This is a genomic window from Klebsiella sp. CN_Kp091 (genome assembly GCF_040065095.1).
Lineage (GTDB): Bacteria > Pseudomonadota > Gammaproteobacteria > Enterobacterales > Enterobacteriaceae > Klebsiella > Klebsiella aerogenes.
The window spans coordinates 145,441-171,514 of record NZ_JBEAIO010000042.1 but is presented as its reverse complement, the minus strand read 5'-3'; the positions used below and the strand labels follow the sequence as shown (position 1 = coordinate 171,514).

The window sequence follows — 26,074 nt, the reverse complement described above, 5'->3', positions numbered from 1 at the left end:
CGCATCCATGCGGGCTGCCCCGGCCTTCCGGGAACGTCTCAGCGATTTTGAGGCCGCCAACAACGGCAGTTTCAGCAAGCATGGTGAATAAATTAAAGGCAGGCCGCACGGACCGTAGGTCGGGTAAGCGCAGCGCCACCCGACAATATACCGGTGCCGCGAGTAGCCCGGATAAGGCGCAAGCCGCTATCCGGGGGGATAATTAACTGAACAGGGCGGTGATGGAAGCGCTGGCGAGCGAATGGAAATGGACATTAAAGCCGACCATCGCGCCGCTCGCCTCGGCATCGACATCAATCTTATCGATATCCAGCGCGTGCACGGTAAAAATGTAGCGGTGGGTTTCACCCTTCGGCGGCGCGGCGCCGCCGTAGCCTGCCTTACCAAAATCGGTGCGGGTCTGAATGGCCTCTTCCGGTAGCTCCGCCTGACCGGAACCGGCCCCCTGCGGCAAAACCCGAGTATCGGCAGGCAGGTTGGCTACCACCCAGTGCCACCAGCCGGAGCCGGTCGGCGCATCCGGGTCGTAGCAGGTAACGACAAAGCTTTTAGTTCCCGCAGGGACGTCGTCCCACATCAGATGCGGCGAAAGATTATCGCCATCGTACCCCATACCGTTGAATACGTGACGATTAGGCAGCTTGCCGCCGTCTTGCAGATCGTGACTGGTCAGTTTCATGCTTCATCCTCGTTGATAATGCGCTGATTAACAAAGAAGTGTAGCCTTCCCGACGGCGCAATTCCGCTGTTTATTCGCTAAAAAATGTTTCTTCCCGTACCGCCGCGTTGACCGCACGGGTCAGGCGAGTCAGCTGTTGTGGGCTGATGACATACGGCGGCATCAGGTAAATCAGCCGGCCAAACGGGCGGATCCACACCCCTTGTTCAACGAAAAAGCGCTGCAGAGCGGCCATGTTGACCGGATGCCGGGTTTCAACCACGCCAATCGCGCCCAGTACGCGCACGTCGGCGACCCATTCTGACTCTCGTGCCGGAGCCAGCTCGGCCTTCAGCTGGGCTTCAATCGCCGCCACCTGCTGTTGCCATTCGCCGCTCTCCAGCAGGCGCAGGCTTTCGCTTGCCACCGCACAGGCCAGCGGATTGCCCATAAAGGTGGGGCCGTGCATAAAGCAGCCGGCTTCACCATCGCTGATGGTTTCAGCTACCGTTCGGGTGGTTATAGCGGCGGAAAGGGTCATGGTACCGCCGGTCAGCGCTTTACCCAGACACAAAATATCGGCGGAAATGCCAGCGTGTTCACAGGCGAACAGTTTGCCGGTACGGCCAAAGCCGGTGGCAATCTCATCGGCGATCAGCAAAATCCCTTCCCGGTCGCACATTTTACGCACTCGCTTCAACCACTCCGGGTGGTACATGCGCATCCCGCCGGCGCCCTGGACTATCGGTTCGAGGATCACCGCGGCGATTTCGTGGCGATGCGCGGCCATCAGGCGGGCAAACGGCACCATATCCATCTCATCCCACTCGCCATCGAAGCGGCTTTGCGGCGCGGGGGCAAACAGGTTATCCGGCAGGTAGCCCTGCCACAGGCTGTGCATCGAGTTCTGCGGATCGCAGACCGACATCGCGCCGAAGGTGTCACCGTGATAGCCGTTGCGGAAGGTCAGGAAACGACGGCGCGGTTGGCCTTTAGCCTGCCAGTACTGCAGCGCCATTTTCATCGCCACTTCTACCGCCACCGAACCGGAATCGGCGAGGAAAACGCACTCCAGCGATTCCGGCGTCATCGCCACCAGTTGGCGACATAGCGCCACCGCCGACGGATGGGTGATCCCGCCGAACATCACGTGCGACATCTGGTCGATCTGCGCTTTCATCGCCGCATTCAGGCGCGGGTGATTGTAGCCGTGGATCGCCGCCCACCAGGATGACATGCCATCAATCAGCTGTTCGCCGCCGGCGAGGGACAGCTCGCAACCGTGGGCGGAAACCACCGGGTAGACCGGCAGGGGGGAAGTCATAGAGGTGTAGGGGTGCCAGATGTGGCGCCGATCGAAAGCCAGATCGTCCAGTGTCATAAGCGACTTGTAAACCATTTTGAAAACATTTAGGTTTACGAGTATAAACCGAACCGCAAATTAACAAAACCTTTTTGGAGAGGCCAATGGCTCACCACGCACGCTGGACAATGTCGCAAGTTACTGAGTTATTTAATAAACCACTCATCGATCTGCTCTTTGAAGCGCAGCAAATCCACCGTCAGCATTTTGACCCGCGTCAGGTGCAGGTCAGTACGTTGCTGTCGATTAAAACCGGCGCTTGTCCGGAAGACTGTAAATATTGCCCGCAAAGCGCACGCTACAAAACCGGTCTTGAATCCGAGCGCCTGATGGAAGTCGAGCAGGTGCTGGAATCAGCGCGTCAGGCGAAAAACGCCGGCTCGACCCGCTTCTGCATGGGCGCGGCGTGGAAGAATCCCAATGACCGCGATATGCCGTATCTGGAGCAGATGGTCAAAGGCGTGAAGGCGCTTGGGCTAGAGTCGTGCATGACGCTCGGTACCCTTACCGATAGTCAGGCACAGCGCCTGGCCGGCGCGGGGCTTGATTACTACAACCATAACCTCGACACCTCACCGGAATTTTACGGCAACATCATCACCACCCGTACCTATCAGGAACGTCTGGATACGCTGGATAAGGTACGCGATGCCGGGATTAAAGTGTGCTCCGGCGGCATTGTCGGGTTGGGGGAAACCGTGAAAGATCGCGCCGGGCTGCTGCTGCAGTTGGCTAATCTGCCAACGCCGCCGGAAAGCGTGCCAATCAATATGCTGGTGAAGGTTAAGGGTACGCCGCTGGCGGATAACGACGATGTCGACGCCTTCGATTTCATCCGCACGATCGCCATTGCGCGCATCATGATGCCAACCTCCTACGTGCGTCTGTCCGCCGGGCGCGAGCAGATGAACGAGCAGACCCAGGCGATGTGCTTTATGGCCGGGGCTAACTCGATTTTCTATGGCTGCAAGCTGCTGACGACGCCTAACCCGGAAGAAGATAAAGACCTGCAGCTGTTCCGCAAGCTGGGGATCAATCCGCAGCAGACGGCGGTACTGGAAGGTGATAATGAGCAGCAGCAGCGCCTGGAGCAGGCCTTACTCACCCCCGACACTGAGGAATACTACAACGCGGCGGCGCTATGAGCTGGCAGCAACGAATCGATCGGGCGCTGGACGAACGGCGGGCGGCGGATGCTTTCCGCCGCCGCCTGCCGGTAAACCACGGCGCCGGACGCTGGCTGGAGCGAGAAGGGGAGCGCTGGCTCAACTTCTCCAGTAATGACTACCTGGGCCTGAGCCAGCATGATGCGATTATCGCCGCCTGGCAGCAGGGGGCGGAACGTTATGGCGTCGGTTCTGGCGGATCGGGTCACGTTAGCGGCTATAGTCAGGCACATCGCGAGCTGGAAGAGGAACTTGCCGACTGGCTGGGCTACCCGCGCGCGTTGCTGTTTATCTCCGGCTTTGCCGCGAATCAGGCGTTGATTGCTGCGCTTGCGGAAAAAGACGATCGGATTGTGGCCGATCGCCTGAGCCATGCCTCTCTGCTGGAGGCGGCAAGCCTCAGCCCGGCGCAGCTGCGCCGCTTTATTCACAATGACCCGCAACAGCTTGCTCAATTGCTGGCGAAACCGCTGGACGGCCAGCAGTTAGTCGTTACCGAAGGGATTTTCAGCATGGACGGCGACAGCGCGCCGCTCGCTGATATTCAGGCGGCAGCCCGCAGCGCCGGAGCATTATTTCTGGTTGATGATGCGCATGGAATCGGGGCGATTGGCGATGAAGGGCGAGGAAGCTGTCATACGCAGGCGGTTCGTCCGGAGCTGCTGGTGGTCACCTTCGGCAAGGCGTTTGGGGTGAGCGGCGCGGCGGTACTGTGCAGTGAATCGATGGCCGATTATCTGCTGCAGTTTGCCCGTCATCTCATCTACAGCACCGCGATGCCGCCGGCGCAGGCGGTAGCGTTAAGCGCGGCGTTGCGGATCATTCGTAGCGATGAGGGCCAGCAGCGGCGGGAAATCTTGAGCGCCCGCATCCGTCAGTTCCGCGCAGGAATGGGCGATGTTTCGCTGGGCCTGACCGATTCCCGGAGCGCGATTCAGCCGTTGATCGTCGGCGATAACGCGCGAGCGCTGGCTCTGGCATCCAGCCTACGCGAGGCCGGCTGTTGGGCTACCGCCATTCGTCCGCCGACGGTTCCTGTCGGCGGCGCGCGTCTGCGCCTCACTTTGACCGCCGCTCATCAGGCTGAAGACATTGCGCGTTTACTGGAGGTGCTGCATGGCTACGGTGAATAAGCAGGCGGTGGCCGCGGCGTTTGGTAGGGCGGCCAGCGGCTATACGCAACATGATGAGCTGCAGCGCCACAGCGCCGAATTGCTACTGCGCCAGTTGGCGAAAGGTGATTTCCCCCGGGTGCTGGACGCCGGTTGCGGCCCTGGCAGCATGAGCCGTTACTGGCGCGAAGCAGGAAGCGAAGTTACCGCGCTGGATCTTTCCGCCGGGATGTTGGCGCAGGCGCAACGCAACGGCGCCGCGCAGCATTATCTGCAGGGCGATATCGAAGCGCTGCCGCTGCCGGATGCCTGCTTCGATCTGGCATGGAGCAACCTGGCGGTGCAGTGGTGTGACGATTTGAGCGCGGCAATCGGCGAACTGTGCCGGGTGGTGCGGCCTGGCGGACGGGTGGCGTTCACCACGCTGCTCGCCGGATCGCTACCGGAACTCAATCAAGCGTGGCGGGCAGTCGACGACCATCCCCATGCCAACCGTTTTCTTAGCGAACGGGCGGTAAGGGCGACGCTGAGCGGCCTGCGCGCCGAAGGCGTCGTGCATCAGATTAGCTTATCGTTCGCCGACGCGTTAAGCGCCATGCGCTCGCTAAAGGGGATTGGCGCAACCCACTTACATCAGGGCCGGACGTCTGCGACGCTTAGCCGCGGTAAGCTGCGCGAACTGCAGCTTGCCTGGCCGCAACAGCAGGGCCAGTGCCCGCTGACGTATCATCTTTTTACAGGAGTCATTGAACGTGACTAAACGTTTCTTCGTCACCGGAACCGATACTGAAGTCGGTAAAACCGTCGCCAGCAGCGCGCTGCTGCAGGCGGCGAATCAGCTGGGATTTAACACCGCAGGCTATAAACCGGTGGCTTCCGGTAGCGACATGACCGCAAATGGGTTACGCAATGAAGATGCGCTGGCCCTGCAGCGCAATAGCCGGGTGGCGCTGCGCTATGAACAGGTTAACCCTTATACCTTTGCCGAGCCGACCTCGCCGCATATTATTAGCGCCGATGAAGGGCGACCAATCGCCGCGACGACGCTTTCCAACGGCTTGCGCGAACTTGAGCGCCTGGCAGACTGGGTGCTGGTGGAAGGGGCGGGCGGCTGGTTTACGCCGCTCTCGGAAACTCTGACCTTCGCCGACTGGGCGCAGCAGGAGCAATTGCCGGTGATTTTAGTGGTTGGCGTCAAACTCGGCTGTATCAATCACGCGATGCTCACCGCCCAGGCGGTACGCGAAGCCGGGCTGCCGCTCGTGGGCTGGATCGCCAACGATATCCAGCCGCCGGGTAAACGCCATCGCGAATATCTGCAAACCTTAACGCGGGTATTGCCAGCGCCGCTGCTGGGGGAAATTCCCTGGCTTGCCGACGCATCGCAGCGTAAGGAACTCGCGCAGTACCTGGATCTGAGCCCACTGCAATAACCCCCATAAGCCTGCGAGACGGCTCTATTTTTTGTTGACAGGACGATGAAATGTGGTCCAGGAAACGCAAAAAATCCAGCCGTCTTTAGCTGATAAATATCAAAAAAAATTCGATAATTTTTTTTAGCCGCGGGCTTTGGTCCGATGAGACTTTTCTGCCGGGTGGCAGACCTCGCGGCCTGCAGACAGTTATCCACTATTCCTGTGGATAACCTTGTGTATTAGAGTTAGAAAACTTGCGGTAAGCTAGAGAGTACGCGGCCTGCGAGCAAATTGGCGCGAAACCCGTCTTTTGGTAAATTATGTTTTATTTCAGCAAGTTAAATAAAAGCAATGGCTGTCAGAAAAGTGTCACCGGCTGCCATAAAAGATTCATTACCTTGCTTGACAAATGTTAAATGATAAATGTTTCTGGGGATAACCACACAGGCTGGTGGATTATTCCGCAAAGCGCGCATTTTACGCCCGCAGTCAGAGTACAACGCGTCCGTTTACCGCCATACAATAATGCGATACTGTTTTTATATCCAGTATTATTTATTGGCAAAAGTCAAACTGAAGGGTAGAATTAAACACCTGCTGGCCAATCCCATCTTCAGGTCCTGAAATATGAGCAAACCGTTCAAGCTGCACTCCGCATTCCGTCCTTCCGGCGATCAGCCCGAAGCCATCCGCCGCCTGGAAGAGGGGCTGGAAGATGGCCTTGCGCATCAGACCCTGCTTGGGGTAACCGGTTCGGGGAAAACCTTCACCATCGCCAACGTTATCGCTGATTTACAGCGCCCGACGATGGTGCTGGCGCCGAACAAAACCCTGGCGGCGCAGCTGTATGGCGAGATGAAAGAGTTCTTTCCCGAGAATGCGGTGGAGTATTTTGTCTCCTACTACGATTATTACCAGCCTGAAGCCTACGTTCCGAGCTCGGATACCTTTATCGAAAAAGACGCCTCGGTGAACGAACACATTGAACAGATGCGTCTGTCGGCCACCAAAGCGCTGCTTGAACGGCGCGACGTGGTGGTGGTGGCTTCGGTTTCCGCCATCTACGGTCTTGGCGATCCGGATCTTTATCTGAAGATGATGCTGCATCTGACCACCGGCATGCTGATCGACCAGCGGGCGATCCTGCGTCGGCTGGCGGAACTGCAATACACCCGCAACGATCAGGCCTTCCAGCGCGGCACTTTCCGCGTGCGCGGCGAGGTTATCGATGTCTTCCCGGCGGAATCCGATGATATCGCGCTGCGTATTGAACTGTTTGACGAAGAGGTCGAACGGCTATCGCTGTTTGATCCGCTGACCGGCCACGTCGAATCGTCCATTCCACGCTATACCATCTATCCGAAGACCCACTACGTTACGCCGCGTGAGCGTATCGTTCAGGCGATGGAAGAGATCAAAGACGAGCTGGCTGACCGCCGCAAGGTACTGCTGGCGAACAACAAACTGCTTGAAGAGCAGCGGCTGAGCCAGCGCACTCAGTTCGACCTCGAAATGATGAACGAGCTGGGATACTGCTCGGGAATTGAGAACTACTCGCGCTTTCTCTCAGGGCGCGGGCCGGGCGAGCCGCCGCCGACGCTGTTCGACTACCTGCCGGCGGATGGTCTGCTGGTTATCGATGAATCGCACGTGACTATCCCGCAAATCGGCGGTATGTACCGCGGCGACCGGGCGCGTAAAGAGACGCTGGTGGAATATGGCTTCCGCCTGCCGTCTGCGCTGGATAACCGGCCGATGAAGTTCGAAGAGTTTGAAGCGCTGGCGCCGCAGACTATCTACGTTTCGGCGACGCCGGGCGCCTATGAGCTGGAAAAATCCGGCGATGAGGTGGTAGATCAGGTCGTCCGCCCAACCGGGCTGCTGGATCCGGTCATCGAGGTGCGGCCGGTGGCGACGCAGGTCGACGATCTGTTATCTGAAATCCGTACCCGTGCGGCGATTAATGAGCGCGTACTGGTGACGACGCTGACCAAACGCATGGCGGAAGATTTAACCGAATATCTGGAAGAGCATGGCGAGCGGGTGCGCTATCTGCACTCAGATATCGATACCGTCGAGCGCATGGAAATTATTCGCGATTTGCGTCTTGGCGAGTTCGACGTGCTGGTGGGTATCAACCTGCTGCGTGAAGGGCTGGATATGCCGGAAGTCTCGCTGGTGGCGATACTTGATGCCGATAAAGAGGGTTTCCTGCGTTCCGAGCGATCGCTTATCCAGACCATCGGCCGCGCGGCGCGTAACGTGAACGGCAAGGCGATCCTTTACGGTGATAAAATTACGCCATCGATGGCGAAGGCGATCGGTGAAACCGAACGCCGCCGCGAGAAGCAGCAGCGTTATAACGAAGAGCACGGTATTGTGCCGCAGGGGCTTAATAAGAAAGTGGTCGATATTCTGGCGCTGGGTCAGAACATCGCGAAGACCAAAACCAAAGGCCGCGGCAAAGCCCGTTCTCCGGTGGAAGCCGATAGCGTCGAACTGACGCCGAAAGCGCTGCAGCAGAAGATCCACGAGCTGGAAGGGCAAATGATGCAGCACGCGCAGAACCTTGAGTTTGAGGAAGCGGCACAGATTCGCGATCAATTGCATCAGCTACGCGAACTGTTTATTGCGGCATCGTGAGGGCGATACGGGGAACGGTTAAAAAATGACGGCAATGCGTAATTTGCAATTGCCGTCACGCTATTTTCTTAGGATCTTAATGTTGGCTTAATTTTCTTCAGCCAAACTATCCTCAGTTTAATGAGGATAGCGCCATGCAAAAACTGACCAACCGTGAATATCTGGCCATTGCGACCGCCTTTGTGATTGTGGTCGCCTTCTTACATCAATGGGTATTAACCTTCTGACGCGAACTGCGTGGGAACAGCACCCAGGCGCGGACGCCCGGTCCGGGTTGACGGTTATGTAAAAAGAATTGCGCATCGTGCAGTTGAGCGATGCGGGTGACAATGCTTAAACCGAGGCCTATTCCACCATAGCGGCTATCCATACGGACAAACGCTTTACTCAGTTCGCCGCTCTTGGCCTCATCAATGCCCGGCCCTTCATCTTCAACTGCCAGAATCGGCGTATTTCCCGGTTTTACCGAAATCTTAATCTTCGACCCCACGGGGCTATAGCGGTGCGCATTCTCCACCAGATTGCGTAAAATCACCCGCGCTAACGTCGCATCCCCGGAAATGAGATCCTCGCCGGCGCCGCTTTCTATCTCCAGCGTCTGCTGGCGCGCTTCGAGCATTGTTTTCAGCTCATCCTGCAGAGGCTCCACCACATCTTCGCGCAAATGCACCTGCTGGTAACTCCCGGCGGAAAACGACTGCCCGACGCGCGCCAGTTGTAGCAGCTGCGAAATGCTGTTGGTCATCTGATCGAGGCGTTGAATTAACGGATCAACGCTGACGCCGTGAACCTTCGCCAGCAGTTCCAGATGCAGGCGCAGCCCGGCAAGAGGGGTACGAAGTTCGTGGGCGACGTCGGCGGTAAACAGACGCTCGCGATCGAGCGTCAGGGTCAGCCGCGACACCAGTTGGTTAATCGCCATGGTTACTGCGGTTACTTCCGGCACCGACTCCTGCAGAATAATGGGTTGCAGATTATCCGGCGTCCGGCTTTCCAGCTCGCTCTGCAGATTTGATAGCGGACGGGTGATTTTCTTCACCGCCACCAGGCTGATATACAGCGCCAGACCGATGATCAGCAGGCTTGGCACCAGCAGGCTGGCGACCGCCTCGCGTACCTCATGCTCGACGTGCCTTTGATTGTTATGACCCTCAATGGCGCTGGCAACCAGCAGCTGGATTTGCTCTTTGCTTTCATGCCATAGCCAAAATACGCTGATCAGCTGGCAGACCACCAGAATCGCGCCGATGGTCAGCAGCAGGCGGTGGCGCATGGTCCAGGTTTCGGTCGCAAACAGTGCCATAGCGTTATTCTGACTCCGTATTATTCACCAGCATGTAACCAAAGCCGCGGACGGTGCGGATCCGCGCTTTACCAATCTTGTCGCGCAGATTATGGATATGCACTTCGAGGGTATTGGTGGCCGGTTCGTTATCCCAGCTGTAGATATCATTGTAGAGAATTTCGCGATGCACCGGGCTGCCGGCCTTCATCATCAGGCGCGAGAGCAGGGCATACTCTTTTGGCGTCAGCTCCAGCGATTCGCCGGCCAGCCACACCTGACGGCGGGTAACATTAAGGCGCAGGTTGCCGACGGTCAGCTCATTATCGCCCTGATTATTATGGCGACGCAGCAGCGCGCGAATACGGGCGTTGAGCTCTTCAAGCGCGAAAGGTTTCACCAGGTAATCGTCAGCGCCGGTATCCAGCCCGCTGATGCGGTCGCCCACGGTATCGCGGGCGGTGAGGATGAGCACCGGCTGGGTGAATTTCTCCCGGCGCATACGCGCCAGGAAATGCAGACCGTCTTCATCCGGCAGGCCCAGGTCGAGCACCACCAGACTGTAATGGTTGCTGGCTAACGACAGCGCGGCTTCGTGCGCGGTGGCGACGCCATCGCAGACGTAGCCTTCGCTTTGCATGGCCAGGATTAACCCTTGTAACAGGAGCGCATCGTCTTCAATGACTAAGATTTTCATCTGCCGGTCTCTCTACATGGCGTTAAAAGGTCGTCTTTTGCCTGATACTCGCGGGTGTCTACCCCGAGCAGGCCAAGCAGGGTAGAGAACAGATTATCTTGAGAATAATCGTTCGTCTTAGCCTGTTGTTGCAAACACTGGCTGGATACGCCATAGCGTTGCTGATAATCCGGTGACAGCCACAGCAGCATCGGCACGTGTTTTTGCGTGTCCGGCGCTATGGAGTACGGCAGACCATGTAAATACACGCCGTCTTCACCCAGCGATTCGCCGTGGTCAGACAAATACACCAGACTGGTGGTAAATTTATCCTGTTTTGATTGCAGCAATTTTATCGCTTTATCAACTACATAGTCGACATACAAAATGGTGTTGTCGTAGGTATTGGTCAACTGTTGTTGCGTACAACTTTGGATTTCATTGGTATCGCATGTCGGAGTGAATTTTTTGAATTCAGCCGGATAGCGGTTGTAGTAGGTTGGGCCATGGCTACCAATGGTGTGCAGAACGATAATGCCATCCTGCTGTAAATTATCGATATAGCTATCCAGATTATGGAACAGCACGTCATCGTAGCACTCGCCATCAATGCACTGGCCGCTGAGGTTCAGGTTGGTGACGTTTTGGTGCGGCACGCGGTCGCAGGCGCCTTTACAGCCGCCATCGTTGTCGTTCCACAGCACCTGCACATCGGCGCGTTGCAGAATATCCAGAACGCCTTCCTGATGGTGCGCCAGTTCTTCATCGTAATGCGCGCGCGGCATATTGGAGAACATGCAGGGGACGGAAATCGCGGTTGCGGTGCCGCAGGAGGTGGTTTTCGGGAAGTACACCACATCGTCCTGCTTCAGGCGCGGGTTAGTCTCGCGATCGTAGCCGCCCAGCGAGAAATTCTCGGCGCGTGAGGTTTCTCCAAGCACCACGATGGTCAGATTTTTACGCGCGCCGTTATGCATCACCGCTTTCTGTTTGGCATCTTCGCCAATCTTCACCAGCGGCAGGTTATCCATCCGATTATGCGCATACCATGAGTTCAGCGCCACAATGCTGTTGGATGGACTCAATGATTTCACCAGCTCTTTATTGTTACGGAATACCGACGCGTAATCTTTGTAGAACAGCGCCGCCACCAGCACAATGAGCAGCGCTGAAACGGCGATATTGAGCAGGCGCATCGCCGCGCCGCGCCAGAAAGAGGCCGGTTTGCGAATTTTAATCCACCAGGCGACCAGAACCATCAATATCCCGGAGAGACCCAGCACGATGACCATTTTCGTCGACAGCAGGGCAAAACTTTCCGCAGGCGTCGTATCGAAGATATTAGCGATCATCGAACGGTCAATCACCACGCCGAAGGTCCAGATAAAATACTGCGCCGAGGCGCTCAGCAGAATAAACAGGCTGATGACCACCCGGTCGAGTTTTAAGAACGAGGCGAGGGTGGTGATGATGTTCATCACGCAAATTGCCACGATCGGCATGCTGAGGAAAACCAGCCAGTTATGGAGATTGTTTACCGGCAGTAGCGGGAAAACCTGGCGATAAAAGGCCAGGTTAAGAAAGATACCGATATAGCAAGCAAAGAGAATCAAATAAGCCGTGCGGCCGAGTACCGGCCGACGTAAAGAAATAAACGACATAACGAATACCCGTAGTAGGAGATGCTCGTTATGTTGACAGCGTTATTTTAAGACAACCTTAAGATTTTAATCTGAGGCGTCATCTTGTTTAAAAGGGGGCCGGTTGAGGATTAACCTAATGCCTGAATAGCGTGTTCCAGCGCCTGGCGCAGCAGCACGCGGTCATGACGATAGGTGACATCGCTGGCGTCCAGCGCGGTCTGAATCACCAGTCGTTCTTCCATACCCTTAACATCGGCTTTCGGCCCGACGATGGCGGCATCAATCACTTTTTTGCCGACGTAATGTTCCAGAATAGTCATTCTGTCCGCCAGCGTCAGATTGGCGGCTGGGCTATGTTCCTTACCCAGGTTATCGATAAACACCATGGGCGCCGGGGTCCGCCGCAGCGCCTGGGCCATTTCGTCGAGCAGTAAAATCGGCAGCAGGCTGGTGTAGAAGCTCCCTGGCCCAATCAGGATCAGATCGGCCTCGGCGATGGCCTCAACCGCTTCGCGAGTCGCCGGCACCGGTGGGCTGAGCATCAGTTCCTGAGGAACGTGATCCAACTGATCGATATTCACTTCGCCATACACTTCATGGCCTTCATGATCGAGCGCCACCAGATCGACCGGTTGTTCCGACATCGGAATCAGGAAAGCATCTACTTTAAGCAGATTTCTGATCAAATTGATGGCCTCTAAAGGCCGTACACTCAGGTGATCCAGCGCCTTTAACATCAAATTTCCGAGGTTATGTCCGGAAAGCTCGCCATTACCGCCAAAACGATATTCAAACATCGCGGAAGCGACGCTGGGTTCGGCGATTAATTGATTAATGCAGTTGCGCATATCACCCCAGGCGATCCCACCTTCCGAGCGGCGAATTCGCCCCGTTGATCCGCCGTTATCGGTGGTGGTCACGATGCCGGTCAGGCGTGAGCCGAGCGACGAGAGCGACGACATCACCCGCCCCAGACCGTGGCCCCCGCCAAGAGCGACAACGCGGTCCAGATCGGCGAAAGTGCGATTGCGCATACGAATTCCTTCTGTTCAATGTTCGGGTTTAGCGTATCCGATCTACCCCTAAAAGATAATGGCCGGTTTCCCTCAAACTGACCGATATCAATGTTAAAGTGTGATTTTTGGCTATTCTGTACTGAAAATGCAAGATATTAGCGATATATAGATGATTATATAGCGAAAATGAAAATGGCGAAACCATTGTGAAAGCGCTACTATCGGCATAACCCACTAACACTCTAGCCTTAGTACCTGTGTCGCAAGATATGGTGCTCTGGCCGCGGCAGCCGCGCTGTCGCCAGGGCGTGGAAAGAAATGACCACGCCTCCCGTACTTGGAAAGGTGTATATGGCCTCACAGCTTACTGATGCATTTGCGCGTAAGTTTTATTACTTGCGCCTGTCGATTACCGACGTGTGTAACTTTCGTTGCACCTACTGCCTGCCGGACGGCTACAAGCCCGGCGCCGTGACCAACAAGGGCTTTCTTAGCGTAGACGAAGTGCGACGCGTCACGCGCGCATTTTCCGCCCTGGGCACGGAAAAAGTCCGCCTCACCGGCGGCGAACCCTCTTTACGTCGCGACTTTACCGAGATTATTGCCGCCGTGCGTGAAAACAGCGCGATTCGTCAGATCGCGGTGACCACCAACGGTTACCGTCTGGCGCGCGATGTCGAACGCTGGCGCGATGCCGGGCTGACGGCGATTAACGTCAGCGTTGATAGCCTCGACGCTCGCCAGTTCCATGCCATCACCGGGCAGGATAAGTTCCAGCAGGTGATGGACGGCATTGACGCTGCGTTTGCCGCCGGCTTTGAAAAGGTAAAGGTCAACACCGTGCTGATGCGTGATGTCAACCATCACCAGCTCGACACCTTCCTCGCGTGGATCAAACCACGTCGTATTCAGCTGCGTTTTATTGAGTTAATGGAAACCGGCGAAGGCAGCGATCTGTTCCGCCGCCACCATATCTCCGGCATGGTGCTGCGCGATGAACTGCTGCGTCGCGGCTGGATCCATCAGATCCGTCAGCGAAGCGATGGCCCGGCACAGGTCTTTTGCCACCCGGATTACGCCGGCGAAATCGGCTTGATCATGCCGTATGAAAAAGACTTCTGCGCCACCTGTAACCGTCTTCGCGTCTCATCCGTTGGCAAACTGCACCTGTGTCTGTTTGGCGAAGGCGGCGTAGACCTGCGCGACCTGATGGCCGAGGACGAGCAGCAGGCCGAGCTGGAAGCGCGGATAGCCGAAGCCTTAACCCATAAAAAGCAGACCCATTTCCTGCACCAGGGCAACACCGGTATTACGCAGAACCTGTCGTATATTGGCGGATAATCGTTTTCGAAAGGAGCATTCAGATGAGCCAGGCTAGCGCTGAGTTTATCCCGACCCGTATTGCTATTCTTACCGTTTCCAACCGTCGCGGCGAAGAGGACGATACCTCCGGCCACTGGCTGCGCGATGCGCTGCACGAAGCGGGACATACCCTCGTCGATAAGGCGATTGTGAAAGAGAACCGCTACGCGATTCGCGCCCAGGTCTCGGCGTGGATTGCCAGCGATGAGGTGCAGGTGGTGCTGATCACGGGTGGCACCGGTTTTACCGACGGCGATCAGGCGCCGGAGGCGCTGTTGCCGCTGTTTGATCGCGAGGTCGAAGGTTTTGGCGAAGTGTTCCGTATGCTTTCGTTTGAAGAGATTGGTACCTCGACGCTGCAGTCCCGCGCCGTTGCCGGCGTTGCCAACCGCACGTTGATTTTCGCCATGCCGGGTTCGACCAAGGCCTGCGCCACCGCGTGGGAAAATATTATCGCGCCGCAGCTGGATGCGTGCACTCGCCCGTGCAACTTCATTCCTCATCTAAAGAAATAGTTTATGTCACAACTGACCCACATTAACGCCGCGGGCGAAGCCCACATGGTTGACGTCTCCGGCAAAGCGGAAACGGTGCGTGAGGCGCGCGCTGAGGCTTACGTCGAAATGCAGGCCGCAACGCTTGCGATGATTATCGACGGCAGCCACCATAAAGGCGATGTATTCGCCACCGCGCGTATCGCTGGTATTCAGGCTGCGAAACGTACCTGGGAGCTGATCCCGCTGTGTCATCCACTGATGCTCAGCAAAGTAGAAGTGAACCTGCAGGCGCAGCCGGAACATAACCGCGTGCGCATTGAGTCACTCTGCCGCCTGACCGGTAAAACTGGCGTAGAAATGGAAGCGCTGACCGCGGCCTCGGTTGCCGCGCTGACTATCTACGATATGTGTAAAGCGGTACAAAAAGATATGGTGATTGGTCCGGTACGTCTGCTGGCGAAAAGCGGCGGCAAGTCCGGCGATTTTAAGGTGGAGGAAGCCCATGATTAACGTCCTGTTTTTTGCCCAGGTGCGCGAACTGGTTGGCACCGATACCCTGACACTCGACGCCAGCGAATTGCCGACCGTTGAAGCCGTGCGTCAGCAGCTTGCCGCGCGCGGAGACCGCTGGGCGCTGGCGCTGGAAGAAGGAAAATTGCTGGCGGCAGTCAACCAGACGCTGACCTCGTTTGACCATCCGGTCGCGAGCGGCGACGAAGTGGCGTTTTTCCCGCCGGTCACCGGGGGCTAAGATGACGCAAACTCGTATCGTGGTTAGCCCGGCGCGCTTTTGCGTCGGCGATGAGTATCCGTGGCTGGCCGAGCGCGATGAAGACGGCGCGGTGGTCACCTTCACCGGCAAAGTGCGTAATCATAATCTCGGCGACAGCGTGAAAGCGCTGACGCTGGAGCACTATCCGGGCATGACCGAGAAATCGCTGGCGGAAATCGTCGAACAGGCGCGGGAGCGTTGGCCGCTTGGCCGGGTGACGGTTATCCATCGCATTGGCGAAATGTGGCCGGGCGAAGAGATTGTTTTTGTTGGCGTGACCAGCGCCCACCGCGGCAGCGCCTTCGCCGCCGGAGAGTTCATTATGGATTACCTGAAAACCCGCGCGCCGTTCTGGAAACGCGAGGCGACGCAGGAAGGCGAACGCTGGGTCGATGCCCGCGATAGCGATCATCAGGCGGCAGAGCGCTGGTAGTGTGATACGCTTACTGAGAGAAACTTGTTAATCAGGAGATAGTCATGGACAGATTCCCTCGTTCCGATTCCATTGTTCAGAGCCGCAGCGGCCTGCAGACCTATATGGCGCAGGTTTACGGCTGGATGACGGTCGGGTTGTTGTTAACCGCGTTTATCGCGTGGTTTGCGGCGAATACCCCGGCGGTCATGATGTTCGTCTTTTCAAGCAAAATCACTTTCTTCGGGCTGATCATCGCCCAACTGGCGCTGGTGTTTGTGCTCTCGGGGATGGTGCAGCGCTTAAGCGCGGGTATGGCAACGACGCTATTTATGCTTTATTCGGCGCTGACCGGGCTAACGTTAGCGAGCATTTTTATCGTTTATACCTATTCGTCTATCGCCAGCACTTTTGTGGTCACCGGTGGTATGTTCGGGGCGATGAGCCTGTATGGTTACACCACCAAGCGCGATCTGAGCGGCTTCGGCAGCATGCTGTTTATGGGGCTGATCGGTATCGTGCTGGCGTCGTTGGTTAACCTGTGGCTGAAGAGCGAAGCGCTGATGTGGGCGGTAACCTACATTGGGGTGCTGGTGTTCGTCGGCCTGACCGCCTACGACACCCAGAAGCTGAAAAACATCGGCGAGCAGATTGATACCCGCGATAGCGCCACGCTGCGTAAATACTCGATTCTCGGCGCTTTAACGCTGTATCTGGACTTTATCAACCTGTTCCTGATGCTGCTGCGTATCTTCGGCAACCGCCGTTAATCTTATCCCGGATAGCGGCGCGATGCGCCTTATCCGGGCTACCAATCCAGGCAATCCGCAAAAATGTCGCCCGGTAAGCGCAACCGGGCCGTTTCATCCGCGGGCCAGCTTGCGTTCGTTCTTCTGCCGCAGCTTTTTCGCCCGACTCTCCAGTACCAGATAGGCGACGGTCGCCAGCAGCAACGGCAGAAAATAGTACAGCGCGCGCCACGCCAGCAGAGCGGCAATTATCGCCCCCTTCGAAATCGACTCGCCGGAGAGCATGGCGATAAACACCGCCTCCAGCACGCCAATTCCGGCGGGAATATGAACGATCACGCCGGCGATACTGCTCACCAGCAACACGCCCAGCACCAGAAAATAGTTAATCTCGCTGCCCAGGAGCAGCCAGATAATCGCCCCCATCACCATCCAGTTCGCCGCGGAAATCCCTATCTGTAGTAGAGCGAAACGAAAAGAGGGCAGCACCAGCCGCTGCCCCTTAATCGTCATGTGGCGGCGTTTAGCGAAGGCGCAAGCGAAAAGATAGAGCAGGGTAAAAAGCAGCAGAACGCCGCCAATAATACGTAACGTAGTTTGACTGATGTACCAGTGCGGCGGCAGCGTCACCAGATTCGCGGTGAATATGACGCCGCCCAGCAGAATATAGCCCAGCCAGTTGGTGGTAATGCTAAGCGAGAAAATACGGGTAATGGTGCTGCCGTTCAGCCCTAGCCGCGAGTATAGCCGATAGCGCATTCCGATCCCGCCAACCCAGGTGCTCAGCGTCAGGTTAAAGGCGTAGCAGATAAACGATACCAGCATCACCTGTTTTTTTGCCAGCTTATGGCCGCACCAGGCGCGCCCGAGCAGATCGTAGCAGCCATAAATCAGGTAGCTGACGATAACCAACCCAACGGCGCTAAATAGCGCCAGACGATCGTAGCCGCGGATAACCTTCCATACATCCTGCCAGTCGACCTTTTGCGCGTAAATCACCAGCAATACGATGACGGCGATAAAAAAGAGCACGGTCAGCACTCTTTTCGCCATCCGCCAGCGGGGATGCGATTTGCTCATAGCGGATTGTCTCTGGTTTGCGTTTCTACCCGATCCTGGGTTTCAATTTCCGGCTGCACCGGCGGGCTTACCCTGGCCAACTGCGGGGTGTGCGCCGGCAGCCAACCGACCCAGGCGGGGAAGTGGCGCAGAAAGTGGAACGCCAGTACGCTGACGCCGAGCCGCCACCAGTTGCGTTTTGGCAGCATGGATTTATCTATTTGCTGGCAGTCCCTGGCGATAAGGCCGTTGAGGTTATCGCGCAGGGTCTGGTTGAACTCGCGGTCGTGGATAATCAGATTGGCCTCCAGATTCAGCGACAGACTCAGCGGGTCGAGATTACTTGAACCGACGGTGGCCCAGTGGTCGTCCGCCAGCGCTACCTTGCCATGCAGCGGACGTCGGCGGTATTCATACACCTGAACGCCGCCTTTAATCAGGTAGTGGTACAGCAGATGGGCGCCAAACTTAACAATCGGAATATCCGGCTCGCCCTGGACAATCAGCTTGACCCGTACGCCGCGCCGGGCGGCATTGCGCATGGCGTGCAGCAGACGGTAGCCGGGAAAGAAATAGGCGTTGGCGATGATGACCTCGCGGCGGGCGCTGGTCAGCATCTTCAGATAGTGCCGTTCAATATCGTCACGATGTTCGTGATTATCACGCCAGATAAACAGCGCCTGCGCTTCGCCAGGGGTTTGGTTAATTTCCGGCTGATGGCGACGGCGACGCCACCAGCGGCGGGCCTCCTCGCTGGTGGGCAGGTTCTCCAGCTCGAATTGGAGAATATCGAGCACCACCGGCCCCTCAACCTGAACGGCATAATCCTGTTTCGCTTCCGGACCGTAATCGCTCATGTGCTCGGCAGAGTAGTTGATGCCGCCGACAAACGCCGTTGTGTCGTCAATCACCACGATTTTTCGATGCATGCGGCGGAATAAATTGGTACGCATACCCATTAGCCGCGGGCGCGGATCGTAGTAGCGGAAGACCACGCCAGCGGCGGTGAGTTCGCCGACGAACTCATCGCTGAGATCAGGCGAGCCGTAGCCGTCGAGCAGTACTTCCACCTGAATCCCCCGGCGGGCGGCTTTCAGCAGCACCGCATGCAGGCGCCAGCCCACCTCATCTTCAAACCAGATAAAGGATTCAAGGATCACCTTGCGCTGCGCGCGGCCAACGGCGGCGAATAACGCCGGATAATACTGGTCGCCATTCTCCAGTAGGGTAATACGATTGCCTTCCTGCCAGCGACATTTCACAGATGTATCTCCACGCTCAGGGGCGCATGATCGGACAGATGCCGCCAGTGTTTAAGCGCCAGCGCTTTCGGATGGCTGGCATGAGCATTCTTAACGTAAATACGATCGAGTCGTAGCAGCGGGAAAGCGACCGGAAAGGTGCGTAGCGGCCGCCCGCGGGCGCGGGTAAAAATCTCCTCAAGCCCTGCCTGCGCTTTTAATGGCTGATTAGCCTGCTGGCGCCAGTCGTTGAAGTCGCCAGCTACCACCACCGGATCGTCTGCCGGTAGCGTATTGACCCATTCCGCCAGCATCGTTAGCTGCGCCTGCCGCTGGTGCGTGCGAAGACCGAGATGCACGCAGATGACGTGGATCGTCACGCCGCTGTGCGGAGGTACGATGCGACAGTAAAGCAGGCCTCGTTTTTCGCCATTGCCGACCGAAATATCGCGATTTTCATAGTATTCAATGGGAAAGCGCGACAGCACAGCATTGCCGTGATGACCCTCGGGGTAGACCGCGTTGCGCCCGTATGCGTAATCGCTCCACATGGTGTCGGCAAGAAACTCGTAATGGGTGGTATCAGGCCAGTTTTCGATATGCAAAGGGTGCACTTCGTGCGCGCCCATCACTTCCTGTAGGCAAACTATGTCGGCGCTGACGCTGCGAACGGCCTCGCGCAGTTCGGGCAAAATAAAACGCCGATTAAACGCCGTAAAGCCTTTATGAGTGTTAATTGTCAGCACGTTCACCGAAATTCGCGACGTTGGCTCAGCCATAATTCTCCAGTTAATGTCACTTTCCTGAATAAAATAGTGTAGTAGACGTCACAAAAAGATGCGGTGATACGGAATTTTCCGTAAAGTGCGGTACTCTGAGTAGCAGAGAAAAATCCTTCAGGAGAGAAGCCATGAAGTGGCAACAACGTGTACGCGTCGCAACGGGTCTTAGTTGCTGGCAGATTATGTTGCATCTACTGGTCGTGGCAGTACTGGTGATGGGTTGGATGAGCGGCGCGCTGGTGCGCGTCGGATTAGGGCTGTGCGTACTGTACGGCGTCACGCTGCTGGCGATGCTGTATTTGCAGCGTCACCATGAAGCGCGCTGGCGCGACGTGGGGGACTTCCTTGAGGAGCTCACCACAACCTGGTACTTCGGCGCCGCCATGATAGTGCTCTGGTTGTTGTCGCGCGTGTTGCACAACAACCTGCTGCTGGCCCTCGCCGGGCTGGTCATACTGGCAGGCCCGGCGGTGGTATCGCTGCTGGCGAAAGATAAAAAACTACGCAATCTTTCTTCGGAACATCGCATACGCCGCTGAGCCGGTAGTGGCCGCTATGACTAATAGCGGCCACAAACTTCCCCACACAATCTTCAGACTCGCATCCTTCAGATAAATTTGCTTGGTGATATCGGTAAAATGGCGGATAGGGTTTATCCAGGTGACGTCCTGTAGCCATTGCGGCATGTTTTCAACCGGTGAGACGTAGCCGGAAAGCAGAATCGCCGGCATCATAAAAACGAACACGCCGATAAATGCCTGCTGCTGGGTTGAACACAGCGAAGAAATCAATAAGCCAAAGCCCACCAGCGATAGACCGTAAATCAGCATGGTGAAATAGAACAGCAGCAGCGAGCCGGCAAATGGGATCTGATAGGCCCAGATGCCGATCGCCAGCACGATAGTCGCCTGCATCGTGGCGACAATCAGCGCCGGTACCGCTTTGCCAACGAAGATTTGCCAGGTGGCGAGCGGTGAGACCAGCAGCTGATCGAGGGTGCCCTGTTCGCGCTCGCGTGCCACCGACAACGACGTTACGATCATCACCCCGATGGTGGTGATCATGGCGATAAGCGACGGCACCACGAACCATTTATAATCGAGATTCGGGTTGTACCAGTTGCGCACCACCAGTTCGCTGTTGTTCGGTTTCGCTTTGTCCTGCAGCAGATCCTGCTGATAGTTTTTAACAATCTGCTGTAGATAGTTAGCGGCGATTTGCGCGCTGTTGGAGTTACGCCCGTCGAGCAGTAGCTGTAGCGGGGCGGTTTGGTAGTTGTCGAGATTACGCGAGAAATCCGCCGGGAAGCGCACCACGAGCAGGGCTTTTTGTTCATCGATGGTCGGCTGGATCGCCTGCGGGCTTTTCAGCAGCAGAACGTGAGTAAAGGCTTTGGCGCGGGCAAAGCGCTGGGTGAGCTCCACCGCGTGGCGGCCGCTATCTTCGTTATAGATAGCGATGGTAGCGTTGGTCACCTCAAGCGTGGCGGCAAAGGGAAACAACAGTACCTGAATCAGCACCGGCATGATTAAAATCATCCGCGTTTGCGGTTCACGCAGTAGCGACTGCAGCTCTTTGCGGATTAATGTCCATAAACGATGAAACATAGAACCTTCCTCATGTCGGACCCGGGCGACCGAAACTTACCGTAGGCCCGGTAAGCGTAGCGCCACCGGGCAAAATTCGAGCGCCAGGGTTAATCCAGACGCCGTTTGGTTTTAAGCCACGTCAGGCCGATAAACATCACCGCCGAAGCAATCAAAAACAGCACGTTCACCAGCAGTACCACCGGAATATTGCCCGCCAGAAACAGGCTTTGCAGGGTGTTGACGAAGTAACGCGCCGGGATCACGTAGGTCACCGCGCGGATCACCGCCGGCATACTGTCTATCTGGAAAATAAACCCGGACAACATAATTGACGGTAAAAAAGCGGCGTTCAGCGCGACCTGTGCGGCGTTAAACTGGTTGCGGGTAATGGTCGAGATCAGTAACCCCATTCCCAGCGTACTGAGCAAAAACAGGCTGGTGATGACAAACAAAATCAGCAGCGAGCCGCGATAGGGCACGCCGAGAATAAATACCGATACCAGCATACACAGCAACATCGCCAGCATGCCGAGAAAATAGTAGGGAATTATCTTGCACAGCAGCAGTTCGGCACGGGTGATTTCAGTGGATAGCAGCGCTTCCATGGTGCCGCGTTCCCATTCACGCGCTACCACCAGCGAGGTCAATATCGCGCCGACCACGGTCATGATGATGGTAATTGCGCCGGGGATAATAAAGTGCTGACTGATGGCCGCCGGGTTAAACCAGTAGCGCATCTGCACGTCAATAAGCGGTTCAAAGGTCTCACCGCGGTCTTCCGCCCGTTGCTGTTGCCAAATCTGCCATATACCTTCGACGTAGCCCTGCGCGAAGTTAGCGGTATTAGGCTCGCTACCGTCGGTAATCAACTGAATCGGCGCATTGGCGCCGGCGCGGGCCATCTGGCGGTCAAAGTCGACGGGAATGACGACCATCGCGCGAATGCGTCCGGCCTGCATCAGCTCAATCAACTGCTGGCGATTATCGCTGACGGTGGCGTCGATATAGGGAGAGCCGGTCATGGTATGGACGAAATCCAGTGCCTCTTCGCTCTGCTGTTCCAGCAATACGCCGACCCGCAGTTTACTGGAGTCGAGGTTAATGCCGTAGCCGAAGATAAACAGCAGGAGCAGGGGGATCACCACCGCAATCAGCCAACTGCTGGGATCGCGGACAATCTGCCGGGTCTCTTTGACGCACAGTGCGCGAACCCGTCGCCAGGAGAGAATGCTATTGCTCATGACCGTTTTCCTTGTCCCATTGGTTAATCAGGGTAATAAACGCCTGTTCCATGGTGGGATCCGCCTGACTGTCATTCGCCGCCTGCGCCTTCAGCGCGTCCGGCGTGCCGCTGGCGATAAGCTTACCGTGGTAGACCAGCCCGATGCGGTCGCAGTATTCCGCCTCATCCATAAAGTGGGTAGTCACCATCACCGTGACCCCTTTATCGACCATGCTGTTGATATGCAGCCAGAATTCGCGGCGAGTAAGCGGGTCGACGCCGGAGGTGGGTTCATCGAGGAACAGAATGTCGGGTTCATGCATCAGCGAGCAGGCCAGCGCCAGCCGCTGCTTGTAGCCGAGCGGTAGCTCGTCGGCGGCGTGGCCGGCGATACTTTTCAGGCCAAAGGCATCGCTCATCCGCGCGATTTTTTCATTTTGCGCCCGGCCGCGTAGGCCGTAAACGCCGGAGAAAAAACGCAGGTTCTGCTCGACGCTGAGGTTGCCGTACAGCGAGAATTTTTGCGCCATATAGCCCAGATGCTGGCGCGCTTTACCGGAGCTAACCTTGAGATCCATGCCCAGCACCAGCGCTTTTCCGTCGGTCGGCACCAGCAGGCCGCACATCATTTTGAAGGTCGTGGATTTGCCGGCGCCGTTGGGGCCGAGCAGGCCGAAAATCTCACCGCGCTTAACCTGGAAATCCACGTGATCGGTGGCGGTGAAATCACCAAACTTTTTCGTTAACGACCGTGCTTCAATGACCGTTTCGTCTTTGCTGCCGTCAACGTGATGAATAATCTCTCCTAACGGCGACTCGGCGGTTCCGGCGCCGCCTAACAGGTCGATAAAGGCGTCTTCAAAACGCGGCGCGGTTTCGGCCACCTGTAGCGGCGGCATGTCGTCATGTTGCTTAACCTCAGTAATGCGGGCTTCCTTTTTCAGGATCAAACGCACCGATTTGCCCTGAATCACGCCATCGCTAATTTGCGGCAGTTTTAGCGCCCGCTGCAGCAGGCGGCGGTTGTTTTCCTGTGGGCTGGAGACCAGAAAGCTGCGCCCGGCCATGGTTTGCGTCAGCGCCTTCGGTTCACCCTGGTAAAGCAATTTACCTTCGTTCATCAGCAGCACATCCCGGCACTGCTCTGCTTCATCGAGATAAGAGGTGCTCCACAAAATTAGCATGCCGTCGCCGGCCAGTTCGTGCACCATCTGCCACAGCTCGCGGCGCGAAATAGGGTCGACCCCGACGCCGGGCTCATCTAACAACAGTACTTTAGGATCGCCCACCAGCGTACAGGCGAGCCCCAGCTTTTGTTTCATGCCGCCGGAGAGTTTGCCGGCTAATCGCCCGGTGAAAGGGCCAAGAGAAGTGAATTCCAGCAGGCGCTCGAATATTTTCTTCCGCGCCTCGCCGGTGACGCTGCGCAGATCGGCGTACAGATTCAGGTTTTCCATCACCGTCAGATCTTCATACAGGCCAAATTTCTGCGGCATATAGCCGAGCGCCGCGTGCAGCGCGCTGTCGTCCTTGAGCGGATCGAAGCCGATTACGCTGGCGCTGCCCTCATCGGGCTTAAGTAAACCGGCCAGCATTCGCATTAGGGTGGTTTTCCCAGCGCCATCGGGGCCGACGAGCCCTGTGACGTAGCCTGAGTGAATCGTACAGTTCAGCGGCGCGACCGCCGGCCTATCCATACCTGGAAAACGACGGCTCAGGCCATTAAAGGTAATGACGTCCTTACTCATGCCCGTTTCCGTTGCTGAAGGAGACGGTCACCGGCATGCCCTGACGCAGCGAGGCGTCGGCGTCGTTCACCACGATGCGCAAGCGGTAGACGAGATCGGTGCGCAAATCCGGTGTTTCCACGGTCTTTGGCGTGAATTCGGCGCTGGGGGAGACAAAGCCGATTTTACCATGATAGGGCTTGTTCGGCCGGCTATCGGTATACAGCAGTACTTCGCGCCCTGGCTGCGCCTGGCCAAGATTTTTCTCGTCAACGTAGGCGCGTACCCAAACCGGACGGGTTAATGACAGCGTCAGCACCGTGCCGCCGGCGTTTAACATGGTGCCGGGTTCGACGGCGCGGGTCATCAAGGTGCCGTCGGAAGGCGCGGTCAGCACGGTATCATGCAGGTCCAGTTTGGCCTGCGCCAGGGCCGCCTGCGCCTGTTCAAGGCTGGCTTTGGCCTGGGCAATTTCCTGCGGGCGGTTACCGGCGCGATATTGACGCAGCTTATCCTGCGCTGACTTTAAGGTCGCCTGCGCCTGATCGCGTGAAGAACGGGCGTTTTCGAGGTCGTTGGCGGAAATCGCGCTGCTGGCGCGCAGACCGAGCTGACGTTGATAAAAATTCTGCGCGTAGACCCAGGCGGCCTGCGCTTGATTAACCGCGGCCGCCGCCTGCGCAATCTCTTCGGCACGATAACCCGCCATCATCAAATCGTACTGTGCCTGGGCGGTAGAGACATTGGCCTGCGCCTGCTGCAGCGCGTTTTCATACGGCGCGCGGTCCAGTTCGCCGAGGGTTTGCCCGCGGCGAATTTCATCGCCTTCATCGACGTTCAGGGCTGCCAGCCGTCCGCCGACGCGGAAGCTCATATTCACAGTACGAATATCGACATTGCCGTAGAGAGTGAGATCTTTCGCTTGGCTGCTTTGATACCACCACCAGCCGCCGCCGATCGCGGCGAGCACGATGACGACCAGTAGAACGACGACGGGTTTTTTCATGATCCCAGGCTCCTTTGCGCTAACCCTTGCAGAATGAAATCGATATGACAGGTAATCACCTGAAAAATTTGTTCAGCCTTTTGTTGATCGAACTGCGCCCAGCCGGTACGCAGTAAAATGGTTTCCCGCCCGAGCCGGAAGGCCAGTACCTCGCCAAGCAGGGCGTGGGTGTGCAGAATCATCTGCGTATCGTTGGCATCGCGCCCGGTCCAGGCGGCGATAAGCCGGGTCAAATAGCTATGTAGCGGGGCGATAACCTGCTGGTGAATAAGCTGGTAAGCCGCGGTTGGCGAGAGCTGCTCGCGAGAAATAAATTTGCTGAGGTTGACCGTATCGTCCTGGGTTAGCAGCAGACTCATATCGCGACAGCTGCGCAGAATCAATTCCCGCAGCGCCGGTTTGTCTGGCTTCGTCTGGGCGAGCAGGGCTTCGGCCGCTTCGGCATGCGGGCGGAAATTCTCGCCGATACAGTCGGCGATCCACTGCGCGCAGGCGAGATACAGGTCGTCTTTCGAACCGAAATAATAGGTGATGGCGGCGATATTTTGCCCGGCCTGCGCAGCGATATCGCGGGTCGTCGCATGGAGGCCATACTCGCCGAATTGCGCGATAGCGGCGGCGATAAGCTGGTTTTTGGCTTGTTCGCCTTTACTGGTCACGGAAGTATTATTCATCGCGCCTA

At 56.9% G+C, this 26,074-nt stretch carries 26 protein-coding genes and 1 riboswitch; of the genes, 12 read left to right on the top strand and 14 right to left on the bottom strand.

All coding sequences use genetic code 11. The features are described from left to right. Positions 1–202: 202 nt before the first annotated feature. Positions 203–679, bottom strand: coding sequence for a kinase inhibitor (locus ABLV17_RS17650; protein ID WP_015704792.1), 477 nt, complete (start codon positions 677–679; stop codon positions 203–205). Between the two features lie 70 nt (positions 680–749). Next, the gene (gene bioA / locus ABLV17_RS17645; protein ID WP_213794628.1) at positions 750–2,039 is read right to left on the bottom strand and encodes an adenosylmethionine--8-amino-7-oxononanoate transaminase; all 1,290 of its coding nucleotides are present in this window, start codon (positions 2,037–2,039) and stop codon (positions 750–752) included. 86 nt (positions 2,040–2,125) lie between these two features. Between bioA and bioB the strand changes: the two genes are divergently transcribed. The 5 genes from bioB (at position 2,126) to uvrB (ending at position 8,357) form a co-directional block, all read left to right on the top strand. Further along, positions 2,126–3,166 (top strand): biotin synthase BioB, encoded by a 1,041-nt coding sequence (gene bioB / locus ABLV17_RS17640; RefSeq protein ID WP_008805734.1) that lies wholly within the window; start codon positions 2,126–2,128, stop codon positions 3,164–3,166. Next, positions 3,163–4,320, top strand: a complete 1,158-nt coding sequence (gene bioF, locus ABLV17_RS17635) for an 8-amino-7-oxononanoate synthase (RefSeq protein WP_348854521.1) — start codon at positions 3,163–3,165, stop codon at positions 4,318–4,320. The genes bioB and bioF overlap by 4 nt, the downstream gene beginning before the upstream one ends. Continuing rightward, positions 4,304–5,059 (top strand): malonyl-ACP O-methyltransferase BioC, encoded by a 756-nt coding sequence (gene bioC, locus ABLV17_RS17630; protein WP_308958751.1) that lies wholly within the window; start codon positions 4,304–4,306, stop codon positions 5,057–5,059. Before bioF ends, bioC begins: the two co-directional genes overlap by 17 nt. Further along, positions 5,052–5,732 carry a dethiobiotin synthase gene (gene bioD / locus ABLV17_RS17625; protein ID WP_113373895.1) on the top strand — a complete coding sequence of 227 codons (681 nt, stop codon included), beginning with the start codon at positions 5,052–5,054 and terminating at the stop codon, positions 5,730–5,732. The genes bioC and bioD overlap by 8 nt, the downstream gene beginning before the upstream one ends. A gap of 609 nt (positions 5,733–6,341) precedes the next feature. Further along, a complete protein-coding gene (gene uvrB / locus ABLV17_RS17620; protein ID WP_087860040.1) occupies positions 6,342–8,357 on the top strand; it encodes an excinuclease ABC subunit UvrB in 2,016 nt (671 codons plus the stop codon). Positions 8,358–8,562: 205 nt separating this feature from the next. On the opposite strand, the gene pmrB is transcribed toward uvrB, so the two are convergent. From pmrB to yvcK, 4 genes are all read right to left on the bottom strand, one after another. After that, positions 8,563–9,660 carry a two-component system sensor histidine kinase PmrB gene (gene pmrB / locus ABLV17_RS17615; RefSeq protein ID WP_308958750.1) on the bottom strand — a complete coding sequence of 366 codons (1,098 nt, stop codon included), beginning with the start codon at positions 9,658–9,660 and terminating at the stop codon, positions 8,563–8,565. A 4-nt stretch (positions 9,661–9,664) separates the two neighbouring features. Continuing rightward, positions 9,665–10,336 (bottom strand): two-component system response regulator PmrA, encoded by a 672-nt coding sequence (pmrA, locus tag ABLV17_RS17610; protein ID WP_032705592.1) that lies wholly within the window; start codon positions 10,334–10,336, stop codon positions 9,665–9,667. After that, positions 10,333–11,976 carry a phosphoethanolamine transferase EptA gene (eptA, locus tag ABLV17_RS17605; protein ID WP_308958749.1) on the bottom strand — a complete coding sequence of 548 codons (1,644 nt, stop codon included), beginning with the start codon at positions 11,974–11,976 and terminating at the stop codon, positions 10,333–10,335. The genes pmrA and eptA overlap by 4 nt, the downstream gene beginning before the upstream one ends. Positions 11,977–12,086: 110 nt before the next feature. Continuing rightward, entirely contained in the window at positions 12,087–12,992 is a 906-nt protein-coding gene (gene yvcK, locus ABLV17_RS17600; protein WP_087860037.1) for a uridine diphosphate-N-acetylglucosamine-binding protein YvcK, read from the bottom strand. Positions 12,993–13,200: 208 nt separating this feature from the next. Then, positions 13,201–13,338: riboswitch (molybdenum cofactor riboswitch) on the top strand. Here yvcK and moaA point away from each other — a divergent pair. From moaA to ABLV17_RS17570, 6 genes are all read left to right on the top strand, one after another. Further along, complete coding sequence (moaA, locus tag ABLV17_RS17595; RefSeq protein ID WP_059304916.1) at positions 13,326–14,315, top strand: GTP 3',8-cyclase MoaA; 990 nt, start codon at positions 13,326–13,328, stop codon at positions 14,313–14,315. (Overlaps the previous riboswitch by 13 nt.) A 23-nt stretch (positions 14,316–14,338) precedes the next feature. Beyond that, a complete protein-coding gene (gene moaB / locus ABLV17_RS17590; protein WP_308958748.1) occupies positions 14,339–14,851 on the top strand; it encodes a molybdenum cofactor biosynthesis protein B in 513 nt (170 codons plus the stop codon). Between the two features lie 3 nt (positions 14,852–14,854). Next, positions 14,855–15,343 (top strand): cyclic pyranopterin monophosphate synthase MoaC, encoded by a 489-nt coding sequence (gene moaC, locus ABLV17_RS17585; protein WP_015367605.1) that lies wholly within the window; start codon positions 14,855–14,857, stop codon positions 15,341–15,343. Next, positions 15,336–15,584, top strand: a complete 249-nt coding sequence (gene moaD, locus ABLV17_RS17580; RefSeq protein ID WP_015367604.1) for a molybdopterin synthase sulfur carrier subunit — start codon at positions 15,336–15,338, stop codon at positions 15,582–15,584. Before moaC ends, moaD begins: the two co-directional genes overlap by 8 nt. A 1-nt stretch (position 15,585) precedes the next feature. Then, positions 15,586–16,038, top strand: coding sequence for a molybdopterin synthase catalytic subunit MoaE (gene moaE / locus ABLV17_RS17575; protein ID WP_113373898.1), 453 nt, complete (start codon positions 15,586–15,588; stop codon positions 16,036–16,038). A gap of 44 nt (positions 16,039–16,082) precedes the next feature. Continuing rightward, positions 16,083–16,787, top strand: coding sequence for a Bax inhibitor-1/YccA family protein (locus ABLV17_RS17570; RefSeq protein WP_015367602.1), 705 nt, complete (start codon positions 16,083–16,085; stop codon positions 16,785–16,787). A gap of 93 nt (positions 16,788–16,880) precedes the next feature. On the opposite strand, the gene ABLV17_RS17565 is transcribed toward ABLV17_RS17570, so the two are convergent. From ABLV17_RS17565 to ABLV17_RS17555, 3 genes are read right to left on the bottom strand one after another with little or no spacing between them, the layout of a single operon-like run. Next, the gene (locus ABLV17_RS17565; protein WP_047049149.1) at positions 16,881–17,846 is read right to left on the bottom strand and encodes a lysylphosphatidylglycerol synthase domain-containing protein; all 966 of its coding nucleotides are present in this window, start codon (positions 17,844–17,846) and stop codon (positions 16,881–16,883) included. Further along, entirely contained in the window at positions 17,843–19,087 is a 1,245-nt protein-coding gene (gene clsB / locus ABLV17_RS17560; RefSeq protein WP_271032223.1) for a cardiolipin synthase ClsB, read from the bottom strand. The genes ABLV17_RS17565 and clsB overlap by 4 nt, the downstream gene beginning before the upstream one ends. Beyond that, positions 19,084–19,845, bottom strand: coding sequence for an endonuclease/exonuclease/phosphatase family protein (locus ABLV17_RS17555; protein WP_087860032.1), 762 nt, complete (start codon positions 19,843–19,845; stop codon positions 19,084–19,086). Before ABLV17_RS17555 ends, clsB begins: the two co-directional genes overlap by 4 nt. 131 nt (positions 19,846–19,976) lie before the next feature. Here ABLV17_RS17555 and ABLV17_RS17550 point away from each other — a divergent pair, with 131 nt between their 5' ends. Then, entirely contained in the window at positions 19,977–20,387 is a 411-nt protein-coding gene (locus ABLV17_RS17550) for a YbhQ family protein (protein ID WP_087860031.1), read from the top strand. On the opposite strand, the gene ABLV17_RS17545 is transcribed toward ABLV17_RS17550, so the two are convergent. The 5 genes from ABLV17_RS17545 to cecR all read right to left on the bottom strand — a co-directional run bounded on the left by ABLV17_RS17545 (position 20,349) and on the right by cecR (position 26,066). Continuing rightward, complete coding sequence (locus ABLV17_RS17545) at positions 20,349–21,455, bottom strand: ABC transporter permease (RefSeq protein WP_113373902.1); 1,107 nt, start codon at positions 21,453–21,455, stop codon at positions 20,349–20,351. The two genes, ABLV17_RS17550 and ABLV17_RS17545, sit on opposite strands and share 39 nt — an antisense overlap. 89 nt (positions 21,456–21,544) lie before the next feature. Next, on the bottom strand, positions 21,545–22,678 hold the full coding sequence (locus tag ABLV17_RS17540) for an ABC transporter permease (RefSeq protein ID WP_042895141.1): 1,134 nt from the start codon (positions 22,676–22,678) through the stop codon (positions 21,545–21,547). Then, on the bottom strand, positions 22,668–24,407 hold the full coding sequence (locus tag ABLV17_RS17535) for an ATP-binding cassette domain-containing protein (protein WP_308958746.1): 1,740 nt from the start codon (positions 24,405–24,407) through the stop codon (positions 22,668–22,670). The genes ABLV17_RS17540 and ABLV17_RS17535 overlap by 11 nt, the downstream gene beginning before the upstream one ends. Further along, on the bottom strand, positions 24,400–25,392 hold the full coding sequence (hlyD, locus tag ABLV17_RS17530) for a secretion protein HlyD (protein WP_308958745.1): 993 nt from the start codon (positions 25,390–25,392) through the stop codon (positions 24,400–24,402). Before hlyD ends, ABLV17_RS17535 begins: the two co-directional genes overlap by 8 nt. Next, entirely contained in the window at positions 25,389–26,066 is a 678-nt protein-coding gene (gene cecR / locus ABLV17_RS17525; RefSeq protein ID WP_213317771.1) for a transcriptional regulator CecR, read from the bottom strand. The genes hlyD and cecR overlap by 4 nt, the downstream gene beginning before the upstream one ends. Between the last annotated feature and the right edge of the window lie 8 nt (positions 26,067–26,074).